The organism is Burkholderia sp. LK4 (assembly GCF_001043615.1).
GTDB lineage: Bacteria > Pseudomonadota > Gammaproteobacteria > Burkholderiales > Burkholderiaceae > Burkholderia > Burkholderia cepacia.
Window position 1 is genome coordinate 12,274 of record NZ_LDUL01000099.1, and the last position, 22,969, is coordinate 35,242.

Below are 22,969 nucleotides of genomic sequence, written 5' to 3' on the forward strand. Positions count from 1 at the left end.
AATGCTACAAGCTTGCGAAACCCTGTCGCCCACTGGGCGACCCCGGTTCCTTTTTATAATGTCTCCTTTGCCCGATGGCCCCGCCGATGCCACGCCCCGCTCTTGCCGCCCTTCCCGCCCTGTTTCCCGCCCTCACCCGTCGCTCGTTGAGGATCTGGCGCCAGTACGGCGTTTTCTGGCTCGGCGCGATTGTCGTCGGCCTTGCGGCCGTACTCTACGCGCGACTGATCGACTGGGGCTATGAAAGCTTCCGCACGATGCGCGATCACGCCGCGTGGCTGCCGCTGCTGCTGACGCCGGCAATCGCCGCGGTGTCGGTATGGATCACGCGCCGCTTCTTCCGCGGCGCCGAGGGCAGCGGCATCCCGCAGGTGATTGCGACGCTGCATGCGCGCCCGAGCGCGTTCGGCTCCCGGCTGCTGACGCTGCGCATCCTGTTCGGCAAGGTGCTGGTGTCGTTCCTCGGCATCCTCGGCGGCTTCACGATTGGCCGCGAAGGGCCGACCGTGCAGGTCGGCGCGGCGCTGATGTTCAACCTGCGGCGCTTCTACCCGCGCTCGAACGCGCAGATCGAACGCCAGCTGGTGCTCGCCGGCGCGGCGGCCGGGCTGTCGGCCGCGTTCAATACGCCGCTCGCCGGAATCGTATTCGCGATCGAGGAGCTGACGCGCAGCTTCTCCGCGCGTGCCAGCGGCGTGCTGATCACCGCGATCATACTCGCCGGCGTCGTCGCACTCGGCCTGAACGGCAACTACACGTATTTCGGTACGATCGATGCCGGCCCCCATTTCCCGAAACTGCTGGCGCTCGCCGTGCTGGTCACCGCGATCGTGACCGGGATCGCGGGCGGGCTGTTCTGCTGGCTGCTGCTCAACACGGGGCGCTGGTTGCCCGCGCGATTGCTGGGCCTGTATCGCGAGCGGCCGATCGCGTTCGCCGCGCTGTGCGGCTTCGCGATCGCCGTCGTCGGCCTCGTATCGGGCGGCACGACCTTCGGCAGCGGCTATGCCGAAGCACGCGGCCTGCTCGACGGCAGCCAGCATCTGTCGGTGTTCTACCCGTTCCTGAAAATGGTGTCGATGGTCGCGTCGTACCTGCCGGGCATCCCCGGCGGGATCTTCGCCCCGTCGCTGTCGATCGGCGCAGGGTTCGGCAACCTGCTGCACGTCGTGTTCAGCAACATGAGCCTGCCGATGCTGATCGCGCTCGCGATGGTGGGCTACATGGCGGCCGTCACGCAGTCGCCGATCACGTCGTTCGTGATCGTGATGGAGATGATCAACGGTCACGCACTCGTGATTTCGCTGATGGCCACCGCGTTGGTGTCGAGCCGCGTATCGCGCTTCTTCGCGCCGCCGCTCTACGAGACGCTCGCGCTGCGCTATCTCGCGCCGCCCGTCGCGGCCGCGGAACCGGCTGCGGCAGCCGCGGCGAGCACGACGGTGGCAACCGGCGTCACCGAGCCGCAGGATGCGGCCGCCGCGCCCGCCGACCCGCTCGACACGCTGCGCGACGAAGATAGTGAAGTGCCGTCCGCCGGCGCACCGATCGAAGGCGCCACCGATGCGCCCGCGCCGCACGACGACGAGCCGGCCGCGGCCGGGACCAACGACGCGGCGCAGCCCGGCCCGCGCGACGCTCAGTAGATCACGACGGGTGCCGGCCGGTAGTACACGGGCCGTGCCGGCACGACGATGCACCCGGCCAGCGTGATCGCGACGAGCGCGATGGCGATTGCGGTTCTTTTCATCGCCCGCCTCCATCACGCCCAGTGGCCACGGGTCCAGAACCAGTTCGGACCGCGCTGGTCCCAATGGCCCGGCACCCATTGCATGCCGACGCGCTCGGCCTCCCAGTGGCCGCCGATCCACACGTAGCGGCCATGCTCCCAGTGCCAGTGCCCGCGATCCCACACATAGCCCACGCGCGCGGACGGCACGACCTCGTAGCGCACCGGCGGCGGCGCATTCGGCGCGACGATGACGACTTCCTCGGTGCGCACGGCGACCGGCTCGGCGACGACCACGCGGCCCTGCGGCGCGATCACGGGTGTGCCGACGAGAATCTCCTCCGCATGCGCGGCAAGCGGCGCGACGACGGCTGACAGGCTCGCGGCAAGCAGGGCGAGCGAAACGATACGACGTTGAACAGTAGAGACAGCCATCACAACCTCCAGGTTGAACAAGTTACGCGAGCGTATTCGTTCAATGCGGGAGGAGCGATAACGGCCGACAGGCGCCGTGTTACGGCGTGCCCGAAAGTGCAACAGGGCGTAAGACGCGCACGGCGGCGACTGCCGCCGTGCGGAGGGACACAGGTAGCACTCAGGCCTGCGGGATCTCGATCTTCACTTCGAGGACTTCGAGATCGTCCTGGCGCTCGAGGCTCACGCGGATGTCATCGTTCGAAATATGGACGTACTTCGAGATGACCGCGACCAGCTCCTTCTGCAGCGCCGGCAGGTAATCGGCCGGCGGGCGGCCGCCGACGCGCTCGTGCGCGATGATGAGCTGCAGGCGCTCCTTCGCGACAGACGCGGACTTCTTCTTCTCACCGAGGAGAAACGAAAGGATGGACATTGGCGGCCTCCGTTACTTGCTGCCGAAGAGGCGCTGCAGCAGGCCCGGCTTCTGGTAATCGGTGAAGCGCAGCGGCTTGTCTTCACCGAGGAAGCGCGCGACGACGTCCTTGTACGCTTCCGCCACGTCGGTGCCGTCGATATGCACGGCCGGCAGGCCCTGGTTCGACGCATGCAGGACGGCTTCCGACTCGGGCACCACGCCGATCAGCTTGATGCGCAGGATCTCGCTGATGTCCTCGAGCGACAGCATCTCGCCTTCGCTGACGCGCTTCGGGCTGTAGCGCGTGATCAGCAGGTGTTCCTTGATCGGATCCTTGCCTTCGGTCGCACGCTTCGTCTTCGACGACAGGATGCCGAGAATGCGGTCGGAGTCGCGCACCGACGACACTTCCGGGTTCGTGACGATCAGCGCTTCATCCGCGAAGTACATCGCGTGCAGCGCGCCCGCCTCGATGCCGGCCGGCGAATCGCAGACGATGTATTCGAAGTCCATCGCGGCGAGGTCGTTCAGCACCTTCTCGACGCCTTCGCGCGTGAGCGCATCCTTGTCGCGCGTCTGCGACGCCGGCAGGATGAACAGGTTCTCGCACTTCTTGTCCTTGATCAGCGCCTGGTTCAGGTTCGCTTCGCCCTGGATCACGTTCACGAGGTCGTACACCACGCGGCGCTCGCAGCCCATGATGAGATCGAGGTTGCGCAGGCCGACGTCGAAGTCGATCACGGCCGTCTTGTGGCCGCGCAGCGCGAGACCGGACGCAAAGCTCGCGCTCGTCGTCGTCTTGCCCACGCCGCCCTTGCCCGAGGTCACCACGATGATTTTTGCCATTTACCCAATACCCTGTGTTCGTCAATGAGAGCCGATCGATCCGGAGCGCACCGCGTGTATTACGTCAGGCGCAGCGGTTCGATCATCAGTTTTTCCTCTTCGAGCCGGATCTGCACCGCTTTCCCCAGTACATCGGCGGGCAACGGGTTCTCGGTTGTCCGATAGATACCCGCGATCGAAATCAGTTCCGGCTCGAGACACGTGCAGAAAATGCGCGCGTCGTGATTGCCGTGCACGCCCGCGAGTGCGCGGCCGCGCAACGGCGCGTAGATGTGGATATTGCCTTCCGCGATGATCTCCGCGCCGTGACTGACCGGCGCGAGCACCACGAGGTCTCCTTTCGCGTAAATCTGCTGCCCCGAACGCAACGGCCGGTCGATCACGAGCGTCTGGCCGCCCGGCTGGTTCGACACCGGCACCGGCTCGGACGCCTGCTCGGGCGCCACCGCGGCTGCCGCAGCGACGACGGCCTCGGCGACCGGCGACGCTTCCGCGCCCTCGGCCGGTTTCGCGGCCGGCACGCGGCGATCGCGCGCCTCGAGCAACGGCAGGCCGGCTTCCCCCGCCCAGCCCTGCGTGGCCAGCGCGACGACACCCACCGGGCGCATCCGCACGTCGTTCAGCATCTGGCGGATGTCCGCCAGCGCGACGCGTTCGCCGTCCGCCAGGCGGCGGACGTCGATCGCGACGACATCGTCGGCGAAAAACTCGGGAGTCGCTTCGAAGCGCTTGACCAGTTCGGTACGCAACGCATCGAGATCGGTCGTCTTCACGGTGAACAGCAACGTATCGACCGATCCGCTGCGCAGCTCGAAGAATGGCGATTTTTTAAGCGACATGGACACTCTGCAAAAATTTTTTGCGTATTTTACAGGCGTCCACGCGCGCGGCCATTATTTTTGGGGAACCGGGTTGCGGCGCACCGGGCGGGTGCGCAACCGGAGAGCGGGCTGGCAAGCGGGCTGGCAAGCGGGCGACCGGACCTTCATCGCGCCGCGCGGCCCGCGTTCTGACGTCGCGTCAGTGTTTCACCTGCGACACGTACAGCGATTTCATCGCACCGGGCATCCGCGCGATCGGCGCGTGTTCGCCGGTGTTGCCGAAACCCGCGCGCTCGTAGAAGCGGATCGCGTTGCGGTTCGCATCGGCAATCCACGCGTAGACGTCCTGGGCGCCGCGCTCGGCGAGCCAGGCGGTGGCCGTCTCCAGCAGCAGCACGCCGCCGCGCAGATGGCGCACCGCGTGCGCGACCCACAGCTCGCTGACGAATGCACGCCGATCGGGCGTATTGTCGAAATACGCGCCGATCATGCCGGCCGGATGGCCTTCGGTATACAGCAGGAAAGTCGTCGACTCGTCGGACACGGCGCGCTGCGCGGCGATCGCCGACGCTGCGTCCGTTTCGACGTTCAGCAATTCGGCCTCCGGCGCTTCGCCGGGCGCGTAGGGCTCGCGCAGCGATGCAGCGCGGAGTTCGCGATACACGCCGCCCTGGTCGGCAACGATACGACGAACGGTCAAGGTCGAACTCATGCAGGCACACCCTTCGGACAGCAAGCTATTAGCTTCAACCGAAAGCGGGGCATGAGTCAAATCGTAATTTTCAAATGGCGGCGCGAATCGAAAGGCGGCAGGCCCTGCGGGCGGCCATGCGGCCAACCCGTGTGCAGGTGCAGCATCGGCGCATCGATGCGGCAACCGGACGACCTCCGCGACGGCTTCATTCGACACCTGGCGCCAGTCGCCTTGCGGCACGAGGCAGCCGCAGGTCGGGACCCGTGCATTTCATCATGAAAGGCGTAATGAACCGTAATATTGGTAACGTCGAAGCAAGCGACATGGGTCGCCATCCCGCTCCGCATATTGCGACGCAACATTTGTTGCGAACCCGCAGCGTCGATGCCCGTCCTCGTCACGGCACGCCATCCGTCTGACAAACCTGCCGCCCGCGCGGGCCGATCCGGCCATTCCCGCATGTTTCAATCGGCGTGCGCGGGCCCTTCCCTGCCTGCGCCGCACGCGCGCCGCCGTTTGGAGCCGCACGCCTAGTGCCGGAGTTTGGCAAGCGTGCACATGGGTCGTATAACAGGCAGAACCGGACGACGATCCGGTTCAACCGCGCGTGCGTCGCGGGCCAACGAGAATTCGAACAACCGTACAGGCGGCCGCCTTCGGGCCGGCCGGCAGGAGGGAGACAATGGCAATGACCGACGGATCGGCTTCGGGCTGGTCGGATGGCAAGCGTTACCTGTGGCTGCTCGGCGCGCTGACGATCACGCTGCCGATTCTCGCCGCCCAGCTCGCGCTGTCGACGGGCCTGCACGTGTTCTGGTGGTTCGGCCCGCTGTTCGCGTTCGGCGTGATCCCGATCCTCGACACGCTGATCGGCGACGATCGCGACAATCCGCCCGAGGCCGTGGTGCCGCACCTCGAACGGGAGCGCTACTACCGGCTGATCGTCTATCTCGCGACCCTCGTCGAATACGTCGCGTTCTTCGCGTGCGTATGGATCGTCGGCACGCACGCGCTCGCCTGGTACGACTATGTCGGCTTCGCGCTGTCGCTCGGCGCCGCGACGGGCATCTCGATCAATACCGCGCATGAACTCGGGCACAAGACCGACCGCTTCGAGCGCTGGCTCGCGAAGATCACGCTCGCGCCGGTCGCATACGGCCATTTCTACGTCGAGCACAATCGCGGCCACCATGTACGTGTCGCGACGGCCGAGGATCCGGCGAGCGCGCGCTACGGCGAATCGTTCTGGGCCTTCCTGCCGCGCACCGTGACCGGCAGCATCCGCTCCGCTTGGCGGCTCGAGAAGGCCCGCCTCGAACGCCTCGGGCATTCGCCGTGGACCTGGCGCAACGAGGTGCTGCACGCATGGGCGATGACCGTCGTCGTGTGGGGCATCGCGATCGCGATGGCCGGCAAGGTCGTGATCCCGTTCCTCGTGATCCAGGCCGTCTACGGCGCGTCGCTGCTCGAAGTCGTGAACTACGTCGAGCACTACGGGCTCGGCCGCCGCAAGCTGCCGAACGGCCGCTACGAACGCTGCACGCCGCAACATTCGTGGAACAGCAATCACGTCGTCACCAACCTGTTCCTGTACCAGTTGCAGCGGCACGCCGACCATCACGCGAATCCGACGCGCTCGTACCAGGCGCTGCGCCACTTCGACGATTCGCCGCAACTGCCGGCCGGCTACGCGACGATGATCCTGTTCGCGTACGTGCCGCCGCTCTGGTATCGCGTGATGAATCCGCGGGTGGTCGCGCACTACGGCGGCAACATGGCGCAATCGAACATCAAGCCGTCGATCCGCGCCCGGGTGCTCGCGCAATATCCGGCCACGGCTTGATCGCGGGGGCCGGGCCGCTGGTGGCTTGGCGTCGGCGCGTACCGCCGACAGCCGATGCCGCGCCGGCCCCCGGCTTCGTTCGAGCCGGGCACGACGGCGCCCCCGTCACGCCATTTCCGGCAACCTGAACACGGCAACCGCATGCCGCAGCGCGCTCGCCTGCTCGGCGAGTGCCTGCGTCGCGGCCGATGCCTGCTCGACGAGCGCCGCGTTGCGCTGCGTCGCTTCGTCCATCTGCGTGACCGCGATGTTCACCTGCTGGATGCCGCCGCTCTGCTCCTGCGACGCGGACGAGATCTCGCCGACGATCGTCGTGACGCGCTGCACCGCGCCGACGATCTCGTGAATCGACTCGCCCGCCTGGCCGATCAGCACGGCGCCTTCGTCGACCCGCCGCGTCGACTGCTCGATGAGCCCCTTGATCTCCTTCGCGGCGGCGGCGCTGCGCTGCGCGAGCGTACGCACTTCCGCCGCGACGACCGCGAAGCCGCGCCCCTGCTCGCCCGCGCGCGCCGCCTCGACCGCTGCGTTCAGCGCGAGGATGTTGGTCTGGAACGCAATGCCGTCGATCACCGCGATGATCTCGCCGACCTTCGCCGAGCTGTCGGCGATGCCGTTCATCGTACCGACGGCATCCGACATCACGCCGCCGCCGGCCGCCGCGATCGTCGATGCGTCGCGCGCCAGCTGCGCCGCGTGCTGCGCGTGCTCGGCCGACTGGCGGACGATGCCCGTGAGTTCGGTCATGCTGGCGGCCGTCTCCTCGAGCGACGCGGCCTGTGCCTCGGTACGCGCCGACAGATCATGATTGCCCGACGCGATCTGTGCGCTCGCCGTCGCGACGGCTTCGGCGTGCGTACGCACTTCGAGCACGACGCCCGACAGGCTCGCCTGCATCGTCCGCAACGCGCGCAGCAGGTCGGCGATCTCGTCGCGGCCGGCCGCGTCGACGTCGCGCGTCAGGTCGCCCTCGGCGACGGCCTGCGCGCATGCGACCGCGCGGTCGAGCGGACGCAGGATCGCGCGGCTGAACAGGAACGCACCGACCATCGCGACGCCGAGCACGACCAGCATCAGCACGAGGCTCGCGACAGTGGCGTGCTGCGCATCGCGGCTCGCCTGCGCCGACACGGCGGCACTCTCGTCGGCAATCGACTTCGCGGCCCGCTCCAGCAGCACCGCGGGTTCGCGGTCGACGCCCGCCACGGCGGCATCGCCGGCCGACGGCTCGAAGCCGGCCGCCTTGAATGCGTCGAACCCGCGCCGGTAACCCTCGCCCATCGCCGTGTGCGCACGCATGAACTGCTCGACGAGCGAGCGGCTCTCGCCGGGCGGCAACTGATGAACGAGCTGCGCGGCGAGCGTATCGACCGTGTGCTCGCGCGTCTGGAACGCCTGCCAGTACTGGTCGAGCTTCGCGGGCTGCTTGCCGCGCAACAGCGTGTCTTTCCATTCCTGCACTTGCAGCTTGAACTGCACGAGCGTGGCCGACACGAGCCGTTCGTCGCCGACGTTCGTCTGCACGTCGTCGGCAAACGTATCGATCGACCGATTGAGAATATGGATGCCGTACAGCGCGCCGCCGAACATCAGCAGCAGCGCAACGGCAAATGCGAGGGGAATCTTGTAGCTCAGCTTCATGGGACCTTGGATCGACGGGAACGGTGCAGTCCGGCATGAGCGCCGGCCGCCCCGTGTTAACGGCGCAGCAAGCGCGGGCTTAAAGCTGAAGAAAGCGGCAAGGACAGGACGAGCACGCGCCCCGCGATCCGGACAGGCTGGACTGCCGACGCTGCCCACTGCGCAGCAAGACGTATGGGACACGGTCGCTATCGCATCGGCACATTCCGATGCATCGACGGTCGATGCTGTTGCCGCCGCCACGCCTTGAGACACACGATTGGGCAAGCCCAAAACGAAAAACCCCTTGATCCTTCCGGATCAAGGGGCTTCGTATTTTGGCGGAGAGGGTGGGATTCGAACCCACGGTACGGGGAAACCGTACGCCTGATTTCGAGTCAGGTACATTCGACCACTCTGCCACCTCTCCTTCCTTGCTGCTTTACTGCATTTCGCGTTTGGTCGTTTCCGCGAAAGAAAAGATTATAGAACGATCTCTTCGAATCTCACAAGCCCTTTTTGCAAATTTTTTTGCGAGGGATTGAAGCGATCGCCGGAGCGCGACGTTACGACGCCTGTGCCGGCGCGTCGATACGCTCGATGCCGCCCATGTACGGACGCAGCACTTCCGGCACCGTGACCGAGCCGTCCGCGTTCTGGTAGTTCTCCAGCACAGCGACGAGCGTGCGGCCGACCGCAAGGCCCGAACCGTTGAGCGTATGCACGAGTTCCGGCTTGCCCTGTGCGTTGCGGAAACGCGCCTGCATCCGGCGCGCCTGGAACGCCTCGGTATTCGAGCAACTCGAGATCTCGCGATAGGTGTTCTGCGCAGGCAGCCACACTTCGAGGTCGAACGTCTTCGCGGCCGAGAAGCCCATGTCGCCCGTGCACAGCGTGATCACGCGGTACGGCAGGCCGAGCTTCTGCAGGATCGCTTCCGCATGGCCGACCATCTCGTCGAGCGCCGCGTACGACGCATCCGGCGCGACGACCTGCACCATCTCGACCTTGTCGAACTGGTGCTGGCGGATCATCCCGCGCGTGTCGCGGCCATACGAACCGGCTTCCGAGCGGAAGCATGGCGAATGCGCGGTCAGCTTGATCGGCAGCGCGGAGCCTTCGACGATCGACTCGCGCACGGTGTTCGTCAGCGAGATTTCCGACGTGGAGATCAGGTATTGCGTGACCTTGTTCTCCTCGCCGCCCTTCTCGACGCGGAACATGTCGTCCGCGAACTTCGGCAGCTGGCCGGTACCGTACAGGATCTCGGGGTTCACGATGTACGGCGTATAGGCTTCGGTGTAGCCGTGCTGCTGCGTGTGCGTGTCGATCATGAACTGCGCGAGCGCGCGGTGCAGGCGCGCGATCGAGCCGCGCAGCATCGTGAAGCGCGCGCCGGCGAGCTTTGCGCCGGTCTCGAAATCGAGGCCGAGCGGCGTGCCGACGTCGACGTGATCCTTCACCTCGAAGTCGAACTGGCGCGGCGTGCCCCAGCGGCGCACCTCGACGTTGTCGGCTTCGTCCTTGCCGACCGGCACGCTTTCATGCGCGACGTTCGGCATACCGAGCATCAGGTCGGACAGGCGCGCCTGGATGTCGCCGAGCTTGGCTTCCCCCGCCTTCATTTCGTCGCCGATCCCGCCGACCTCGGCCATCACGGCCGATGTGTCCTCGCCCTTCCCCTTCATCGCACCGATCTGCTTCGACAGGCTGTTGCGGCGCGCCTGGAGCTCTTCGGTGCGGGTCTGGATCGCGCGGCGTTCCGCTTCGAGGGCGGAGAACGCGGCGATGTCGAGGGTGTAGCCGCGATCGGCGAGGCGCTTCGCGACGCCGTCGAGGTCTTTGCGCAGCAACTGGATGTCGAGCATGGGAGGACTTGGAAAATCGTTGTGTAAGACGGGAATTCTAACGCACCGCAGGGCCGCCAAGGCACTGGACGGACGGACTATGCTGCAAACGGGCGATGACCGTGGCGCGACGGCCATGGCAGTATCGCGTTGCCGGCCTGCCCGTCGTCACCCGCGAAATCGCACGGCATCGAAGCGCCGCGGATCGCGAAACGCCCGCGCGGGCCGGCGGCAGCGCATCGAGCGAGGCGCCCGCCCCACGTCACAGCACCCCAAGGAACCCGATGGCCATCGAACTGGACAAGGAAATACGCGACCGCGCGATCGCGTCACTGCAACGCTATTTCACAGAAAACATGGACGAGCCGATCGGCAATATCCAGGCCGGCGCGCTGCTGCACTTCTTCGTCGAGGAGATCGGCCCGGTGATCTACAACCTCGCGATCGCCGACGCGCAGTCGAGCCTGCACACGCGCATCGCCGAACTCGACATCGAATGCCATCAGGAGCCGTTCGACTACTGGAAGAAGCAGCCGGCACGCAAGCGCTGACGCGAGCCACGACCACGCCGGCCGGCCCGGGCCGCGCCGTCAGTCCTTCTTGCCGGCTTCGCGATCGAGTTCGCGCAGCCACGCGAGCTTGTCGGCGATCTTCGATTCGAGCCCGCGCGGCACCGGCTTGTACCAGCGCGGTTCGCGCATCCCGTCCGGCAGGTACGTCTCGCCGGCCGCATACGCATTCGGCTCGTCGTGCGCGTAGCGATACGCGTGACCGTAGCCGAGTTCCTTCATCAGCCTGGTCGGTGCGTTGCGCAGGTGCACGGGCACCTCGCGCGACTTGTCCTGCTTCACGAACGCCATCGCCTGGTTGAACGCGTTGTAACCCGCGTTGCTCTTCGCCGCGCACGCGAGATAGATCACCGCCTGCCCGAGCGCGAGCTCGCCTTCCGGCGAGCCGAGCCGCTCGTAGGTTTCGGCCGCGTCGTTCGCCACCTGCAGCGCGCGCGGGTCGGCCAGGCCGATGTCTTCCCACGCCATCCGCACGATCCGCCGCGCGAGGTACTTCGGATCCGCGCCGCCGTCGATCATCCGGCAGAACCAGTACAGCGCACCGTCCGGGCTCGAACCGCGCACCGACTTGTGCAGCGCCGAGATCTGGTCGTAGAAGTTGTCGCCGCCCTTGTCGAAGCGCCGCGCGTTCAGCGTCATCGCGCTGCTGACGAAATCGGCGTCGATCGTCGCGACGCCGGCCGACGTGGCCGCCGTCTGCGCCTGCTCGAGCAGGTTCAGGAAGCGCCGCGCGTCGCCGTCCGCATAACCGACCAGCGTTTCGATCGCCTTGTCGTCGAACGCGAGGCCGTCGAGCGCGATTTCCTGTGCGCGCTTCAGCAACTGGCGCATTTCGTCGTCGTCCAGCGACTTCAGCACGTACACCTGCGCACGCGACAGCAACGCCGAATTGACCTCGAAGCTCGGGTTCTCGGTCGTGGCGCCGATGAAGGTCACGAGCCCCGACTCGACGAACGGCAGCAACGCGTCCTGCTGCCCCTTGTTGAAGCGGTGGATCTCGTCGACGAACAGGATCGTGTGGCGGCCGGTGCGGTTCAGCGTGTCCTTCGCCTGCTCCATCGACTCGCGGATGTCCTTCACGCCGCCGAGCACCGCGGACAGCGCGATGAACTCGCAGTCGAACGCGAGCGCGGTGAGCCGCGCGAGCGTCGTCTTGCCGACGCCGGGCGGCCCCCACAGGATCATCGAATGCGGCTTGCCCGATTCGAACGCGAGCCGCAGCGGCTTGCCTTCGCCCAGCAAATGCGTCTGGCCGATCACCTCGGCGAGCGTCTTCGGCCGCAGCGCCTCGGCGAGCGGGCGGCGCGGCTCGACTTGAAACAGATCGGACATGAACCCTCGCTCCACATCAAACGGTCGCGGCCGAACCGGCCGCCGGACTCGACATTATGACAGCCGCGCGACGGCACCGCCGTGCCTGCTGCCCGTGCCTGCTGCCCGTGCCTGCTGCCCGTGCCTGCTGCCCGTGCCCGGTGCCCGCGCCTGGTGCCCGCGCACGGTGCCCGCGCCCGAAAACAACACGGGCCTGCCGTCGCCGGCAGGCCCGTTGCGAAAAAGCGGCGTGCGGCGCCGGTCAGCCGGTAATCACGTCGGCGCCCTTCGGCACGACGAACTTGAACGTATCGCCCTTCAGCGGCGGATTCGTCTGGATGTTCGTAAACGTCAGCAGCGTGACGTTGCCGAACACGTCGTGCAGCTCCATCGCGGCGAGCGTGCCGTTGCGAAAGCCGATGCCGATCCGCTGGAACTGCGTATCCTGCGCCTTCGGCAGCATCTCGAGCCACTCGATGCCGCCCTTCTCGCCGGCATCGCGCAGCGTGTAGCTCTTGTCGAGATCGTTGCTGCCGAACAGGATCGCGGCCGGGCTCGCGCCCAGCGCGCCGTTCAGCTTGCGCTCGGTCACCTGGTTCAGGTCGCGGTCATACACGTAGAGCTTCTCGCCGTCGGCCTGCAGCACCTGCTGGTACGGCTTCTGGTACGTCCAGATGAACTTGCCCGGGCGCGCGAACACGAACGTGCCGCTCGAATTGTCGGTGGGCTTCGGCACGGCCTGCGCGGCGCTCGCGCCCTTCGACGGTGCCTTGACGATCTGCTGCGTGAAGTCGCCCTTCGCCGAACGCACCTGCGACACGAACGCCTTCAGTTGCTCGGTGCCGCCCGCGAACGCGTGCGTCGCCGCGAGCATCAGCGATGCGCCGGCGAGCGCCGCGCCGAGCCAGCGCCGCGTCGAACGAAGGGACATTGCGAACGAATGTTGCTGCATATTGCGGTTTTCTCCCTGGGTGGCCGGCGCCGCGAACGCCGCGGACTCATTCCGCGTCGCGCGCCGGCACAAGAATTTCGCGGTTGCCGCTCGACGACATCGCCGACACGAGCCCCGACTGCTCCATCTGCTCGAGCAGCCGCGCCGCGCGGTTATAGCCGATCCGCAGGTGCCGCTGCACGAGCGAGATCGACGCGCGGCGGTTCTTGATGACGATCTCGACCGCCTGGTCGTACAGCGGATCAGACTCGCCGCCGCCTTCGCCGGTTCCCGCGCCGGCCGAGCCCTCGTCGCCGTCGGCGGTGCCGCCCTCGAGCAGCCCTTCGACATAGTTCGGCTCGCCCTGCTCCTTGAGCTTCTCGACGACGCGGTGCACTTCGTCGTCGGCGACGAACGCGCCGTGCACGCGCACCGGCAGCCCGCTGCCCGGCGGCAGGTACAGCATGTCGCCCATCCCGAGCAGCGATTCGGCGCCCATCTGGTCGAGAATCGTGCGCGAGTCGATCTTCGACGACACCTGGAATGCGATCCGGGTCGGCACGTTCGCCTTGATGAGGCCCGTGATCACGTCGACCGACGGACGCTGCGTCGCGAGGATCAGGTGGATGCCGGCCGCGCGTGCCTTCTGCGCGATCCGTGCAATCAGTTCCTCGACCTTCTTGCCGACGACCATCATCAGGTCGGCCAGCTCGTCGATCACCACGACGATGTTCGGCAGGCGGCCGAGCGGCTCGGGATCTTCCGGCGTCAGGCTGAACGGGTTCGGCAGTTTCTCCTCGCGCTTCGCGGCCTCGTCGATCTTGTTGTTGTAGCCCGCGAGGTTGCGCACGCCGAGCTTGCTCATCAGCTTGTAGCGGCGCTCCATCTCCGCGACCGTCCAGTTCAGCGCGTGGCCGGCCTGGCGCATGTCGGTGACGACCGGGCACAGCAGGTGCGGAATGCCTTCGTAGACGCTCATTTCGAGCATCTTCGGATCGATCAGGATCAGGCGCACCTGCTCGGCGGTCGCTTTATACAGCAGCGACAGGATCATCGCGTTGATCCCGACCGACTTGCCCGAGCCAGTCGTACCGGCGACCAGCAGGTGCGGCATCTTCGCGAGATCCGCGCACACCGGCTTGCCGCCGATGTCCTTGCCGAGGCTGAGCGTGAGCGCCGACGATGCGGCCGCGTACACTTCGGAACCGATGATTTCGGACAGGTGCACCGTCTGGCGGCGCTGGTTCGGCAGTTCGAGCGCCATGTAGTTCTTGCCGGGAATCGTCTCGACGACGCGGATCGACACGAGCGACAGCGAGCGCGCGAGATCCTTCGCGAGATTGACGATCTGGCTGCCCTTCACGCCGGTGGCCGGCTCGATCTCGTAGCGCGTGACGACCGGGCCCGGATACGCGGCCACGACGCTCGCCTCGACGCCGAAATCCTTCAGCTTCTTCTCGATCAGGCGCGACGTGAATTCGAGGGTATCGGCCGAAATCGCCTCCTGCGCCTTCGGCGCGGGGTCGAGCAGCGACACCGGCGGCAGCGTCGAATCGCCCGGCAGGTCGGTGAAGAGCGGCACCTGGCGCTCGCGCTCGACGCGCTCGGACTTCGCCGGCGTGACGACCGGCGGCACGATCGTCACGGGCTCGTGATCCTCGATGCGCACGCGTTCCTCTTCGACCTTGCCTTCGCGGCGCACGGCCGCGGCCTCGCCGAGCTTGCGGTCGCGCTCGGCCTCGCGGCGCAGCTTCGCGACATTGACGGCGGACAGGATCGCACCGCCGACGCGCTCGGCGACCGACAGCCACGAGAAGCGGAAATACAGCGACAGGCCGATCGCGAGCAGGATCAGCAGCAGCAGCGTGCCGCCGGTGAAGCCGAACGCGTGCGACATTGCGCCCGCCACGGCCTCGCCGATCACGCCGCCCGGCGCGCGCGGCAACTGCACCTTCAGCGACCACATGCGCAGCGCCTCGATGCCGTCGCACGCCAGCACGACGAGCACGAACGCGAAGATTTCGGTGAGCCAGCCGATCGGCCGCTCGGGTTCGTCCACGACCGCCTCGTGACGCGTGATGCGGCGGTAGTTGACGGCGATGCGCCGCGCGAGCGGCACGATCAGCCAGTAGGCCGACAGGCCGAACAGCAGCAGGATGATGTCGGCTGTCCAGGCGCCGACGCGGCCGGCCCAGTTCGAGATGTGGTCCACCTGGGCGGCGTGCGTCCAGCTCGGATCGCGCCGGCTGTAGCTCAGCAGGGCCATCACCAGAAATGCGCAGAGCGCGACCTGGAGAATCCAGCGGATCTCCGTGAGGAGCTTCGACATCCGGTGCGGCAACGCCTGTGCCTGGGCGGAATAAGGAGCTTTTGCCATGAATCCGTATAAAGAGGACGGGCTGCGCGCCCGCCTGTCGTTCGATCCCGCATATTGTAAGCGCTGCACCGGGCCGCCAAGTGTAAATGACGGTTACATAACGGGGCCGGGGTACGGCCGGCGCGGCGCATGCTCTCCGCGGCGGCCCTTTCTGCCTTTCACTCCGGTGCGCGGTCCGGCCGCCCGCCCGCAGCCGCGCCGCCCCGGGCGGGTGCCACGCCCCGCCAGCCCCACATGCGCGACCGTTGCGCCGCGAGACACTATCGCCGCGATTGAAACTCTCGTTCGGCAACGCAGCAACGGGGCCTTTATAATGCGCGTCTGATACCCATCTATGACGGCATCCCGGTCAACCCGGATCGTACGGCGAGCCCTACCCCGCCCGCCGCAGCCGACTTTTACGGATTCGCACATGTCCACGCCCAAACACGCCAAAGTCCTGATTCTCGGTTCCGGCCCCGCCGGCTACACGGCTGCCGTCTACGCGGCACGTGCCAACCTGTCCCCGGTGCTGATCACCGGCATCGCGCAGGGCGGCCAGCTGATGACCACGACCGACGTCGAAAACTGGCCGGCCGACGCGAAAGGCGTGCAGGGTCCGGAGCTGATGGCGCGCTTCCTCGAGCACGCCGAGCGCTTCAACACCGAAATCGTGTTCGACCACATCCACACCGCGAAGCTGCACGAGCAGCCGATCCGCCTGATCGGCGACTCGGGCGAATACACGTGCGACTCGCTGATCATCGCGACCGGCGCGTCCGCGCAGTATCTCGGCCTGCCGTCCGAAGAACACTTCATGGGCAAGGGCGTGTCGGCCTGCGCGACCTGCGACGGCTTCTTCTATCGCGGCCAGGAAGTCGCGGTGATCGGCGGCGGCAACACGGCCGTCGAGGAAGCGCTCTACCTGACGGGCATCGCGAAGAAGGTCACGGTGATCCATCGCCGCGACAAGTTCCGCGCGGAGCCGATCCTGATCGACCGCCTGCTGGAAAAGGAAAAGGAAGGCGCCGTCGTGATCAAGTGGGATCACGTGCTCGACGAAGTGACGGGCGAGGATTCGGGCGTCACGGGCCTGCGCATCAAGAACGTGAAGACCGGTGCGACGGAAGACCTCAGCGTGCAGGGCGTGTTCGTCGCGATCGGCCACAAGCCGAACACCGACCTGTTCCAGGGCCAGCTCGAGATGAAGGACGGCTACATCCTGACGAAGAGCGGCCTGCACGGCAACGCGACGTCGACGAGCGTGCCGGGCGTGTTCGCCGCCGGCGACGTGCAGGACAACGTGTACCGCCAGGCAATCACCAGCGCGGGCACGGGCTGCATGGCCGCGCTCGACGCGCAGCGCTACCTCGAAAGCCTGCACGACAAGAAGTAAGCCGCGAGACCGCTCGCGCCGGGCGCTACAATGGCGTCCGCTGCCGCGAAGCGGGCTCGACCGGAAAGCCGCTGCCGCCGTGCAGCGGCTTTTTTTTGCCCGCGCGCCCGAACGCGCCTGCCCTGCGTACCGAATCATGGCGAAGAACCAGCCCCATCCGAGCGATCCCGCGAAGCGGCAGATCGCCGCCCGTCCCGCGAACCCCGCGCCCGTCGCGCCGGCGCCCGCGCCCGATCCCGCCGCATTGCGCGGCCAGGGGCTCGCGGGCCTCGGCGCGTTGCGCAAGTCGCTGCAAGGCGAAGCCGATCGCCGCGAACGCCAACGCGTCGAAACGGCCAAGGCCGAGCGCAAGGCGGAAGCCGACGCGAACCTGTTCCGCAACGAGATCGGCGCGATCCAGCCGCTCAATGCCCCGCCGCGCGCGGCCGCCGGCCGCACGCCGCCCGACCCGGTGCCGAAGCAGACGCAGCGCGACGAGGAAGCCGTGCTGAACGCGACGCTGTCCGACGAATTCGATCCCGAGACGCTGCTCGACAGCGACGACTCGCTGTATTACCACCGCCCCGGCATCAGCCGCGACGTCGTGCGCAAGCTGAGGAGCGGCGCGTGGATCGTGCAGGCGCAGATCGACCTGCACGGGATGCGGCGCGACGAGGCGCGCGACGCGCTCGCCGAGTTCATCCGCGAAGCCGGCAAGAAAGGGCTGCGCTGCCTGCGCGTGATCCACGGCAAGGGGCTCGGCTCGATCGGCAAGGAACCCGTGCTGAAGGGCAAGGTGCGCGCGTGGCTCGTGCAGAAGGAGGAAGTGATCGCGTTCTGCGAGGCGCGCGGCCACGACGGCGGCGCGGGCGCGGTGCTGGTCCTGCTGCAGCCGTTCGCGGCACCCGCCGACCGGGGGCCGCGTGCCGCATCCTAGGCTGACGCTCGCGATCGCGATACTGGAGGCGATCGCCACGCTGGCCTTTGCGATCTCGGGCTTCATCGAGGCGCGCAAGAACCGTCTCGATTCGGTCGGCACGTTCGTCGTCGCGCTCGCCACCGCGTTCGGCGGCGGCACGCTGCGCGACATCCTGCTCGAGCGCCGACCGTTCTACTGGGTCGTGCACGACGACTACGTGATCGCGATCTTCGTGCTCGCGCTGTTCGCGCCGTTCGTGCTGCGCATGCTGTCGCGGCTGTCGGCCGAGCGGCTGCTGCTCGTCGCCGATGCGATCGGGCTCGGGATCTTCAGCATCTCGGGCACGGCGATCGCGCTCGATGCCGAGATGCCGCGCTTCATCGCGGTGATGATGGGCGTGATTACCGGCGTGGTCGGCGGGATCATCCGCGACGTGCTGTGCAACGACATCCCGCTGATCCTGCGCGATTCGAGGCCGTACGCGACCTGCGCGTTCGTCGGCTGCTGGTTCTACCTGCTGCTCGTGTGGCTGCAGTTCGATTCCGTGTACAGCGTGCTGCTCGCGACCGGATTCATCCTCGTCGCTCGGCTCGCGACCTTCAAGTTCGACGTGCGGCTGCCGCACTGAGCGCCGCCGCAACGCCGGACGCATCGCCAGAAACAAAAGGGGCCGCTCACGTCGAGACGGCCCCCTTCTTCATTCAGCGCGAACGCTGCGTCACGCGATCCGCTCTTCCGAAGCCGGATCGAACAGCACGGCCTTCGACACGTCGAACAGCAGCGACTGCGTCTGCCCCGGCTGCGGGTTCGCGGCCGGATGCACGCGGCTCACGATCCGCTTGCCGTTCACCTGTGCGAACACGTGCGTGTCCGGCCCGGTCGGCTCGGTCACGTCGACGCGCACGTCGATCGGCTGCAGCTTCGACGCCTCGCCGTGGTGCGCGTTGCGCGCATCGGTGATGCGCTCCGGACGCAGCCCGAGGATCACCTCGCGGCCGACGTGGCCGTTCATCCGCTTCGCGTCGAACGGCAGGTTCAGCGCGCTACGCGCGAGGCCCGTATCGATCTCGAGCGCGATCCCGCTGCCCTGCTCGACCAGCTTGCCGTTGATGAAGTTCATCGGCGGCGCGCCGATGAAGCCCGCGACGAACAGATTCGACGGCGAATCGTAGATCTCCTGCGGCGCGCCGAACTGCTGGACCACGCCGTCCTTCATCACCGCGATCCGGTCGCCGAGCGTCATCGCCTCGATCTGGTCGTGCGTCACGTAGACGATCGTCGTGCCGAGGCGCTGGTGCAGCAGCTTGATTTCCGCGCGCATCTCGATACGCAGCTTCGCGTCGAGGTTCGACAGCGGCTCGTCGAACAGGAACAGCGACGGATCGCGCGCGAGCGCGCGGCCCATCGCGACACGCTGGCGCTGGCCGCCGGACAGCTGGCCCGGCTTGCGGTCGAGCAGGTGCTGGATCTGCAGCATCTGCGACACGCGGTCGACGATCTGCTGCTGTTCGCTCTTCGGCACCTTGCGGATGTTCAGGCCGAACGAGATGTTCTCGCGCACCGTCATCGACGGGTACAGCGCGTACGACTGGAACACCATCGCGATGTCGCGATCCTTCGGCGACAGGTCGTTGACGACCTTGCCGTCGATGCAGATCTCGCCGCTCGTGACCGTCTCGAGCCCGGCGATCATGTTGAGCAGCGTCGATTTCCCGCAGCCCGAACCGCCGACCAGGATCAGGAACTGTCCGTCCTCGATCTCGATGTCGACACCCTTCAGGACCGGCACCCCGTTCGGGTAGGTCTTGTACACGTCACGGATGGAAAGGCTTGCCATGCTGTGAATCCTCTGTCTCGTCTCGCGCGGCGCACTCCGGCACCGCGTCGGGTTCGTTTCGATGCGCCGCGCGCGAGGCGCGGCCGGTTCGTCGTATCGGATGAAGCCGCGCTTACCCCTTCACCGCGCCCGCCGTCAGCCCGCGCACGAAATAGCGGCCGGCGACGATGTAGACGAGCAGCGTCGGCAGCGCGGCGATGATCGCGCCGGCCATGTCGACGTTGTACTCCTTCACGCCCGTCGACGTGTTGACGAGGTTGTTCAGCGCAACCGTGATCGGCATCGAATCGACGCCGGAGAACACGATCCCGAACAGGAAGTCGTTCCAGATCTGCGTGAACTGCCAGATCAGGCACACCATGAAGATCGGCAGCGACACCGGCAGCAGGATCTTCGTGAAGATCGTGAAGAAGCCGGCGCCGTCGATGCGCGCGGCCTTCACGAGTTCGGCCGGCACGCTCACGTAGAAGTTGCGGAAGAACATCGTCGTGAACGCGATCCCGTACACGACGTGCACGAACACGAGGCCCGGAATCGTGTTCGCGAGGCCCAGCATCCCCTGCAGGCGCGCCATCGGCAGCAGGATCACCTGGAACGGGATGAAGCAGCCGACCAGCATCATCGTGAACAGCGCGTCGGCGCCGCGAAAGCGCCAGTGCGTGAGCACGTAGCCGTTGAACGCGCCGATCAGCGACGAGATCAGCACGGCCGGGATCACCATCTGCAGCGAGTTCAGGAAGAACGGCTTCATGCCGTCGCAGCGCACGCCGGTACAGGCGCCGCTCCACGCCTTCACCCACGGGTCGACGGTCCACGTGGTGGGCGGCGTCAGCAGGTTGCCGGTGCGCAGCTGGTCGAGATCCTTGAACGACGTCGACAGCATCACGTAGATCGGGAACAGGAAATACAGCGCGAACAGGATCAGTGCCGCGTAGATCACTGCCCGGCTGATCGTCATCTTAGGCTGCATTGCGGGTGCTCCTCGATTCCATATACATCAGCGGCACCAGCACCGCGACCACGGTCGCGAGCATCATCACCGAGGATGCCGCGCCGAGCCCGAGCTGGCCGCGGTTGAACGAAAACGTGTACATGAACATGGCCGGCAGCGACGACGACGTGCCCGGCCCGCCCGCCGTCAGCGCGACGACGAGGTCGAAGGTCTTGATCGTGATGTGGCAGAGGATCAGCAGCACCGAGAAGAACACCGGGCGCATGCTCGGGATCACGATCTTGCGGTAGATGGTCGGCAGCGTCGCGCCGTCCACCTGCGCGGCCTTGAAGATCTCGGCGTCGACGCCGCGCAGCCCCGCGAGGAACAGCGCCATCACGAAGCCGGTCGACTGCCACACGGCCGCGATCACCACGCAGAAGATCGCCTTGTCCGGATCGTCGAGCCAGCCGAACGAGAAGCTCGTCCAGCCCCAGTCGTGCATCACCTTCTCGAGGCCGAGGCCCGGGTTCAGGATCCACTGCCATGCGGTGCCGGTCACGATGAACGACAACGCCATCGGGTACAGGAAGATCGCGCGCAGCGCGCCTTCGTTGCGGATCCGCTGGTCGAGCAGGATCGCGAGGAACAGGCCGAGCCCCACGCAGATCGCGATGAACGGAATCCCGAACCAGCCGAGGTTCGCGGCGGAGGTCCACCACACGTCGTTCTGGAACAGGTCCGTGTAACGGCCGAAGCCGTCGAATTCGTAGTTGGGCAACAGCCGCGAGCGGGTCAGCGACAGATAGCCGGTAATCAGGATGAAGCCGTAGATGAACACCACGGCGATCGCGACGCTCGGCGCGAGCACGAGCTTCGGGATCCAGCGATCGGCGAAGGCCGACATCGGCGACGTACGCCGTGCGGCGGCAGCGCCGGATCCGTTTCCGCTAAGAGGGGCAGCCACTTGATTCGACTCCTGGAACGAGGGCGACGCAGGCCGGGCCGGCGCCGGGTACGACACGGGCCCGCGGGCGAGCCCGTTTGCTGCACATGCAAAAACGCCCGGCCGATGAAGCGTTTCCGGCCGGGCGCCTGGCGCGCGTTACTTGACCTTCGCGGCCTTCGCGAGCGCGGCGACCGCACTCTTCGAATCCTGCTGCGAGTTCATGAACTTCGTCACGACGTCGGTGATCGCGCCGGCGGTCGCGTCGCTTTGCGCCATGCCGTGTGCGAGCGACGGCACGAAGCCGCCCGACTTGATCGCGGTCTGCTCGTCGGCGTACGACTTCTTCGCGCAATCGTCGAACTTGTCCATCTTCACGCCGAGACGCACGGGCACCGAGCCCTTCAGCAGGCTGAACTGTTCCTGGAAGTCCGGCGTCATGATCGTCTTCGCGAGCGCGAGCTGGCCCGGCGTCGCGTTCTTCTCGCCCTTCTGCTGGAAGAACACGAACGAGTCGACGTTGAACGTGTACGAATTCGCGGTGCCCGGCACCGGCGCGCAGACGTAGTCCTTGCCCGCCTTCTTGCCGGCGTTCTCGAACTCGCCCTTCGCCCAGTCGCCCATGAACTGCATGCCGGCCTTGCCGTTGATGACCATCGCGGTCGCGAGGTTCCAGTCGCGGCCGTTACGACCGGTATCGAAGTAACCCTGGATCTTGCGCACCGTGTCGAACACGGACAGCATCTGCGGCGACGTCAGCGTCGCCTGGTCGAGGTCGACCAGCGCCTTCTTGTAGAACGCCGGGCCCTGCGACAGCACGACGTCTTCCCACAGCGTCAGGTCCTGCCACGGCTGGCCGCCCATCGCGACCGGCTGGATACCCGCGGCCTTCAGCTTGTCGGCCACCGCGAAGAATTCGGGCCAGGTGGTCGGCACCTTCGCGCCGACCTTGTCGAGCGCGGCCTTGTTGATGTACAGCCAGTTCACGCGGTGCACCGAGAACGGCGCTGCGACGGTGTGGCCCTTGTACTTGATGATCTTGTCGATTTCCGGCGGCAGGTTCTGCTTCCAGTCGCCGGCAGCGGAATCGACGTTGACGAGCACGCCCTGGTCGGCCCAGTCCTGGATCAGCGGGCCCTTGATCTGCGCGGCCGACGGTGCGTCGCCGCTGATCACCTTGGTCTTCAGCGCGGTCATCGCCGCTGCGCCCGCGCCGCCCGCGACCGCGAAGTCCTTCCACACGTAGCCCTGCTTCTGCAGGTCGTCCTTCAGCACGCCGACGGCCTTCGACTCGCCACCCGAGGTCCACCAGTGCAGCACCGTTACATTCTCGGCTGCCTGCGCCGCCACGGCGCCAGCCATCAGACCTGCCGCGCAGAGCGCGCCCATGATCGAGCGAACTTTCATTACTTATCTCCTCCAGACTGAATCAACTCGTGAGGTTCCCTGACCGGAAACCGGCTTCTTGATAAACGACGGGGAAATCGAGCCGCGGGACGCATGCAGCGTACGGGGCCGATGACCGGCCGGGCTCTTACAGAAAGCGTGAATCGAGATTCAAC

Annotated in this window: 20 protein-coding genes and 1 tRNA gene; 6 read left to right on the plus strand and 15 right to left on the minus strand. The window is 66.7% G+C overall.

All coding sequences use genetic code 11. From position 1 onward, the window contains the following. The first annotated feature begins 86 nt into the window (after positions 1-86). Positions 87-1,646 carry a chloride channel protein gene (locus tag VK92_RS35690; RefSeq protein ID WP_048029009.1) on the plus strand — a complete coding sequence of 520 codons (1,560 nt, stop codon included), beginning with the start codon at positions 87-89 and terminating at the stop codon, positions 1,644-1,646. A gap of 116 nt (positions 1,647-1,762) precedes the next feature. On the opposite strand, the gene VK92_RS35700 is transcribed toward VK92_RS35690, so the two are convergent. The 5 genes from VK92_RS35700 to VK92_RS35720 form a co-directional block, all read right to left on the minus strand. Continuing rightward, positions 1,763-2,164, minus strand: a complete 402-nt coding sequence (locus tag VK92_RS35700; protein WP_021164139.1) for a YXWGXW repeat-containing protein — start codon at positions 2,162-2,164, stop codon at positions 1,763-1,765. Between the two features lie 160 nt (positions 2,165-2,324). Next, on the minus strand, positions 2,325-2,579 hold the full coding sequence (minE, locus tag VK92_RS35705) for a cell division topological specificity factor MinE (RefSeq protein WP_006486661.1): 255 nt from the start codon (positions 2,577-2,579) through the stop codon (positions 2,325-2,327). Between the two features lie 12 nt (positions 2,580-2,591). After that, a complete protein-coding gene (minD, locus tag VK92_RS35710) occupies positions 2,592-3,407 on the minus strand; it encodes a septum site-determining protein MinD (protein ID WP_042978309.1) in 816 nt (271 codons plus the stop codon). A gap of 59 nt (positions 3,408-3,466) precedes the next feature. After that, entirely contained in the window at positions 3,467-4,246 is a 780-nt protein-coding gene (gene minC / locus VK92_RS35715) for a septum site-determining protein MinC (RefSeq protein WP_048024177.1), read from the minus strand. Positions 4,247-4,427: 181 nt separating this feature from the next. Next, a complete protein-coding gene (locus VK92_RS35720) occupies positions 4,428-4,940 on the minus strand; it encodes a GNAT family N-acetyltransferase (RefSeq protein ID WP_027788116.1) in 513 nt (170 codons plus the stop codon). A 664-nt stretch (positions 4,941-5,604) separates the two neighbouring features. Between VK92_RS35720 and VK92_RS35725 the strand changes: the two genes are divergently transcribed. Beyond that, positions 5,605-6,765, plus strand: a complete 1,161-nt coding sequence (locus tag VK92_RS35725) for an alkane 1-monooxygenase (protein ID WP_048024179.1) — start codon at positions 5,605-5,607, stop codon at positions 6,763-6,765. A gap of 105 nt (positions 6,766-6,870) precedes the next feature. Here VK92_RS35725 and VK92_RS35730 read toward each other — a convergent pair whose 3' ends face one another. The 3 genes from VK92_RS35730 to serS all read right to left on the minus strand — a co-directional run bounded on the left by VK92_RS35730 (position 6,871) and on the right by serS (position 10,253). Then, positions 6,871-8,406 carry a methyl-accepting chemotaxis protein gene (locus VK92_RS35730; protein ID WP_048024181.1) on the minus strand — a complete coding sequence of 512 codons (1,536 nt, stop codon included), beginning with the start codon at positions 8,404-8,406 and terminating at the stop codon, positions 6,871-6,873. 318 nt (positions 8,407-8,724) lie between these two features. After that, positions 8,725-8,815: transfer RNA gene (locus VK92_RS35735), tRNA-Ser, on the minus strand. A gap of 136 nt (positions 8,816-8,951) precedes the next feature. Continuing rightward, complete coding sequence (gene serS, locus VK92_RS35740) at positions 8,952-10,253, minus strand: serine--tRNA ligase (RefSeq protein ID WP_021163430.1); 1,302 nt, start codon at positions 10,251-10,253, stop codon at positions 8,952-8,954. A 263-nt stretch (positions 10,254-10,516) separates the two neighbouring features. Between serS and VK92_RS35745 the strand changes: the two genes are divergently transcribed. Beyond that, complete coding sequence (locus VK92_RS35745) at positions 10,517-10,783, plus strand: DUF2164 domain-containing protein (RefSeq protein ID WP_021163431.1); 267 nt, start codon at positions 10,517-10,519, stop codon at positions 10,781-10,783. A gap of 39 nt (positions 10,784-10,822) precedes the next feature. Here the strand turns inward: VK92_RS35745 and VK92_RS35750 are convergent, their stop codons facing one another. From VK92_RS35750 to VK92_RS35760, 3 genes are all read right to left on the minus strand, one after another. After that, positions 10,823-12,133, minus strand: coding sequence for a replication-associated recombination protein A (locus VK92_RS35750; RefSeq protein WP_048024183.1), 1,311 nt, complete (start codon positions 12,131-12,133; stop codon positions 10,823-10,825). A gap of 241 nt (positions 12,134-12,374) precedes the next feature. Next, positions 12,375-13,064 (minus strand): outer membrane lipoprotein chaperone LolA, encoded by a 690-nt coding sequence (gene lolA / locus VK92_RS35755; RefSeq protein ID WP_048024184.1) that lies wholly within the window; start codon positions 13,062-13,064, stop codon positions 12,375-12,377. Positions 13,065-13,110: 46 nt separating this feature from the next. Next, entirely contained in the window at positions 13,111-15,420 is a 2,310-nt protein-coding gene (locus VK92_RS35760; protein WP_021163434.1) for a DNA translocase FtsK, read from the minus strand. Positions 15,421-15,832: 412 nt separating this feature from the next. Between VK92_RS35760 and trxB the strand changes: the two genes are divergently transcribed. The 3 genes from trxB to VK92_RS35775 all read left to right on the plus strand — a co-directional run bounded on the left by trxB (position 15,833) and on the right by VK92_RS35775 (position 18,321). Then, positions 15,833-16,795 (plus strand): thioredoxin-disulfide reductase, encoded by a 963-nt coding sequence (gene trxB, locus VK92_RS35765; protein WP_021163435.1) that lies wholly within the window; start codon positions 15,833-15,835, stop codon positions 16,793-16,795. A 136-nt stretch (positions 16,796-16,931) separates the two neighbouring features. After that, positions 16,932-17,711, plus strand: coding sequence for a Smr/MutS family protein (locus VK92_RS35770; RefSeq protein ID WP_027788120.1), 780 nt, complete (start codon positions 16,932-16,934; stop codon positions 17,709-17,711). Then, on the plus strand, positions 17,698-18,321 hold the full coding sequence (locus tag VK92_RS35775) for a trimeric intracellular cation channel family protein (protein WP_011351253.1): 624 nt from the start codon (positions 17,698-17,700) through the stop codon (positions 18,319-18,321). Before VK92_RS35770 ends, VK92_RS35775 begins: the two co-directional genes overlap by 14 nt. Before the next feature lie 90 nt (positions 18,322-18,411). Here VK92_RS35775 and VK92_RS35780 read toward each other — a convergent pair whose 3' ends face one another. The 4 genes from VK92_RS35780 to VK92_RS35795 form a co-directional block, all read right to left on the minus strand. Beyond that, positions 18,412-19,530 carry an ABC transporter ATP-binding protein gene (locus tag VK92_RS35780; protein ID WP_021163438.1) on the minus strand — a complete coding sequence of 373 codons (1,119 nt, stop codon included), beginning with the start codon at positions 19,528-19,530 and terminating at the stop codon, positions 18,412-18,414. A gap of 112 nt (positions 19,531-19,642) precedes the next feature. Beyond that, entirely contained in the window at positions 19,643-20,500 is an 858-nt protein-coding gene (locus VK92_RS35785) for a carbohydrate ABC transporter permease (protein ID WP_011544828.1), read from the minus strand. Beyond that, complete coding sequence (locus VK92_RS35790; protein ID WP_042977917.1) at positions 20,490-21,428, minus strand: carbohydrate ABC transporter permease; 939 nt, start codon at positions 21,426-21,428, stop codon at positions 20,490-20,492. Before VK92_RS35790 ends, VK92_RS35785 begins: the two co-directional genes overlap by 11 nt. 138 nt (positions 21,429-21,566) lie before the next feature. Beyond that, positions 21,567-22,814, minus strand: coding sequence for an ABC transporter substrate-binding protein (locus VK92_RS35795; protein WP_048024186.1), 1,248 nt, complete (start codon positions 22,812-22,814; stop codon positions 21,567-21,569). Between the last annotated feature and the right edge of the window lie 155 nt (positions 22,815-22,969).

Coding starts and splice junctions, on each gene's coding strand:
- VK92_RS35690 (WP_048029009.1), top strand. CDS start 87: ATGCCACGCCCCGCTCTTGCCGCCCTTCCCGCCCTGTTTCCCGCCCTC.
- VK92_RS35700 (WP_021164139.1), bottom strand. CDS start 2,164: ATGGCTGTCTCTACTGTTCAACGTCGTATCGTTTCGCTCGCCCTGCTT.
- minE (WP_006486661.1), bottom strand. CDS start 2,579: ATGTCCATCCTTTCGTTTCTCCTCGGTGAGAAGAAGAAGTCCGCGTCT.
- minD (WP_042978309.1), bottom strand. CDS start 3,407: ATGGCAAAAATCATCGTGGTGACCTCGGGCAAGGGCGGCGTGGGCAAG.
- minC (WP_048024177.1), bottom strand. CDS start 4,246: ATGTCGCTTAAAAAATCGCCATTCTTCGAGCTGCGCAGCGGATCGGTC.
- VK92_RS35720 (WP_027788116.1), bottom strand. CDS start 4,940: ATGAGTTCGACCTTGACCGTTCGTCGTATCGTTGCCGACCAGGGCGGC.
- VK92_RS35725 (WP_048024179.1), top strand. CDS start 5,605: ATGGCAATGACCGACGGATCGGCTTCGGGCTGGTCGGATGGCAAGCGT.
- VK92_RS35730 (WP_048024181.1), bottom strand. CDS start 8,406: ATGAAGCTGAGCTACAAGATTCCCCTCGCATTTGCCGTTGCGCTGCTG.
- serS (WP_021163430.1), bottom strand. CDS start 10,253: ATGCTCGACATCCAGTTGCTGCGCAAAGACCTCGACGGCGTCGCGAAG.
- VK92_RS35745 (WP_021163431.1), top strand. CDS start 10,517: ATGGCCATCGAACTGGACAAGGAAATACGCGACCGCGCGATCGCGTCA.
- VK92_RS35750 (WP_048024183.1), bottom strand. CDS start 12,133: ATGTCCGATCTGTTTCAAGTCGAGCCGCGCCGCCCGCTCGCCGAGGCG.
- lolA (WP_048024184.1), bottom strand. CDS start 13,064: ATGCAGCAACATTCGTTCGCAATGTCCCTTCGTTCGACGCGGCGCTGG.
- VK92_RS35760 (WP_021163434.1), bottom strand. CDS start 15,420: ATGGCAAAAGCTCCTTATTCCGCCCAGGCACAGGCGTTGCCGCACCGG.
- trxB (WP_021163435.1), top strand. CDS start 15,833: ATGTCCACGCCCAAACACGCCAAAGTCCTGATTCTCGGTTCCGGCCCC.
- VK92_RS35770 (WP_027788120.1), top strand. CDS start 16,932: ATGGCGAAGAACCAGCCCCATCCGAGCGATCCCGCGAAGCGGCAGATC.
- VK92_RS35780 (WP_021163438.1), bottom strand. CDS start 19,530: ATGGCAAGCCTTTCCATCCGTGACGTGTACAAGACCTACCCGAACGGG.
- VK92_RS35785 (WP_011544828.1), bottom strand. CDS start 20,500: ATGCAGCCTAAGATGACGATCAGCCGGGCAGTGATCTACGCGGCACTG.
- VK92_RS35795 (WP_048024186.1), bottom strand. CDS start 22,814: ATGAAAGTTCGCTCGATCATGGGCGCGCTCTGCGCGGCAGGTCTGATG.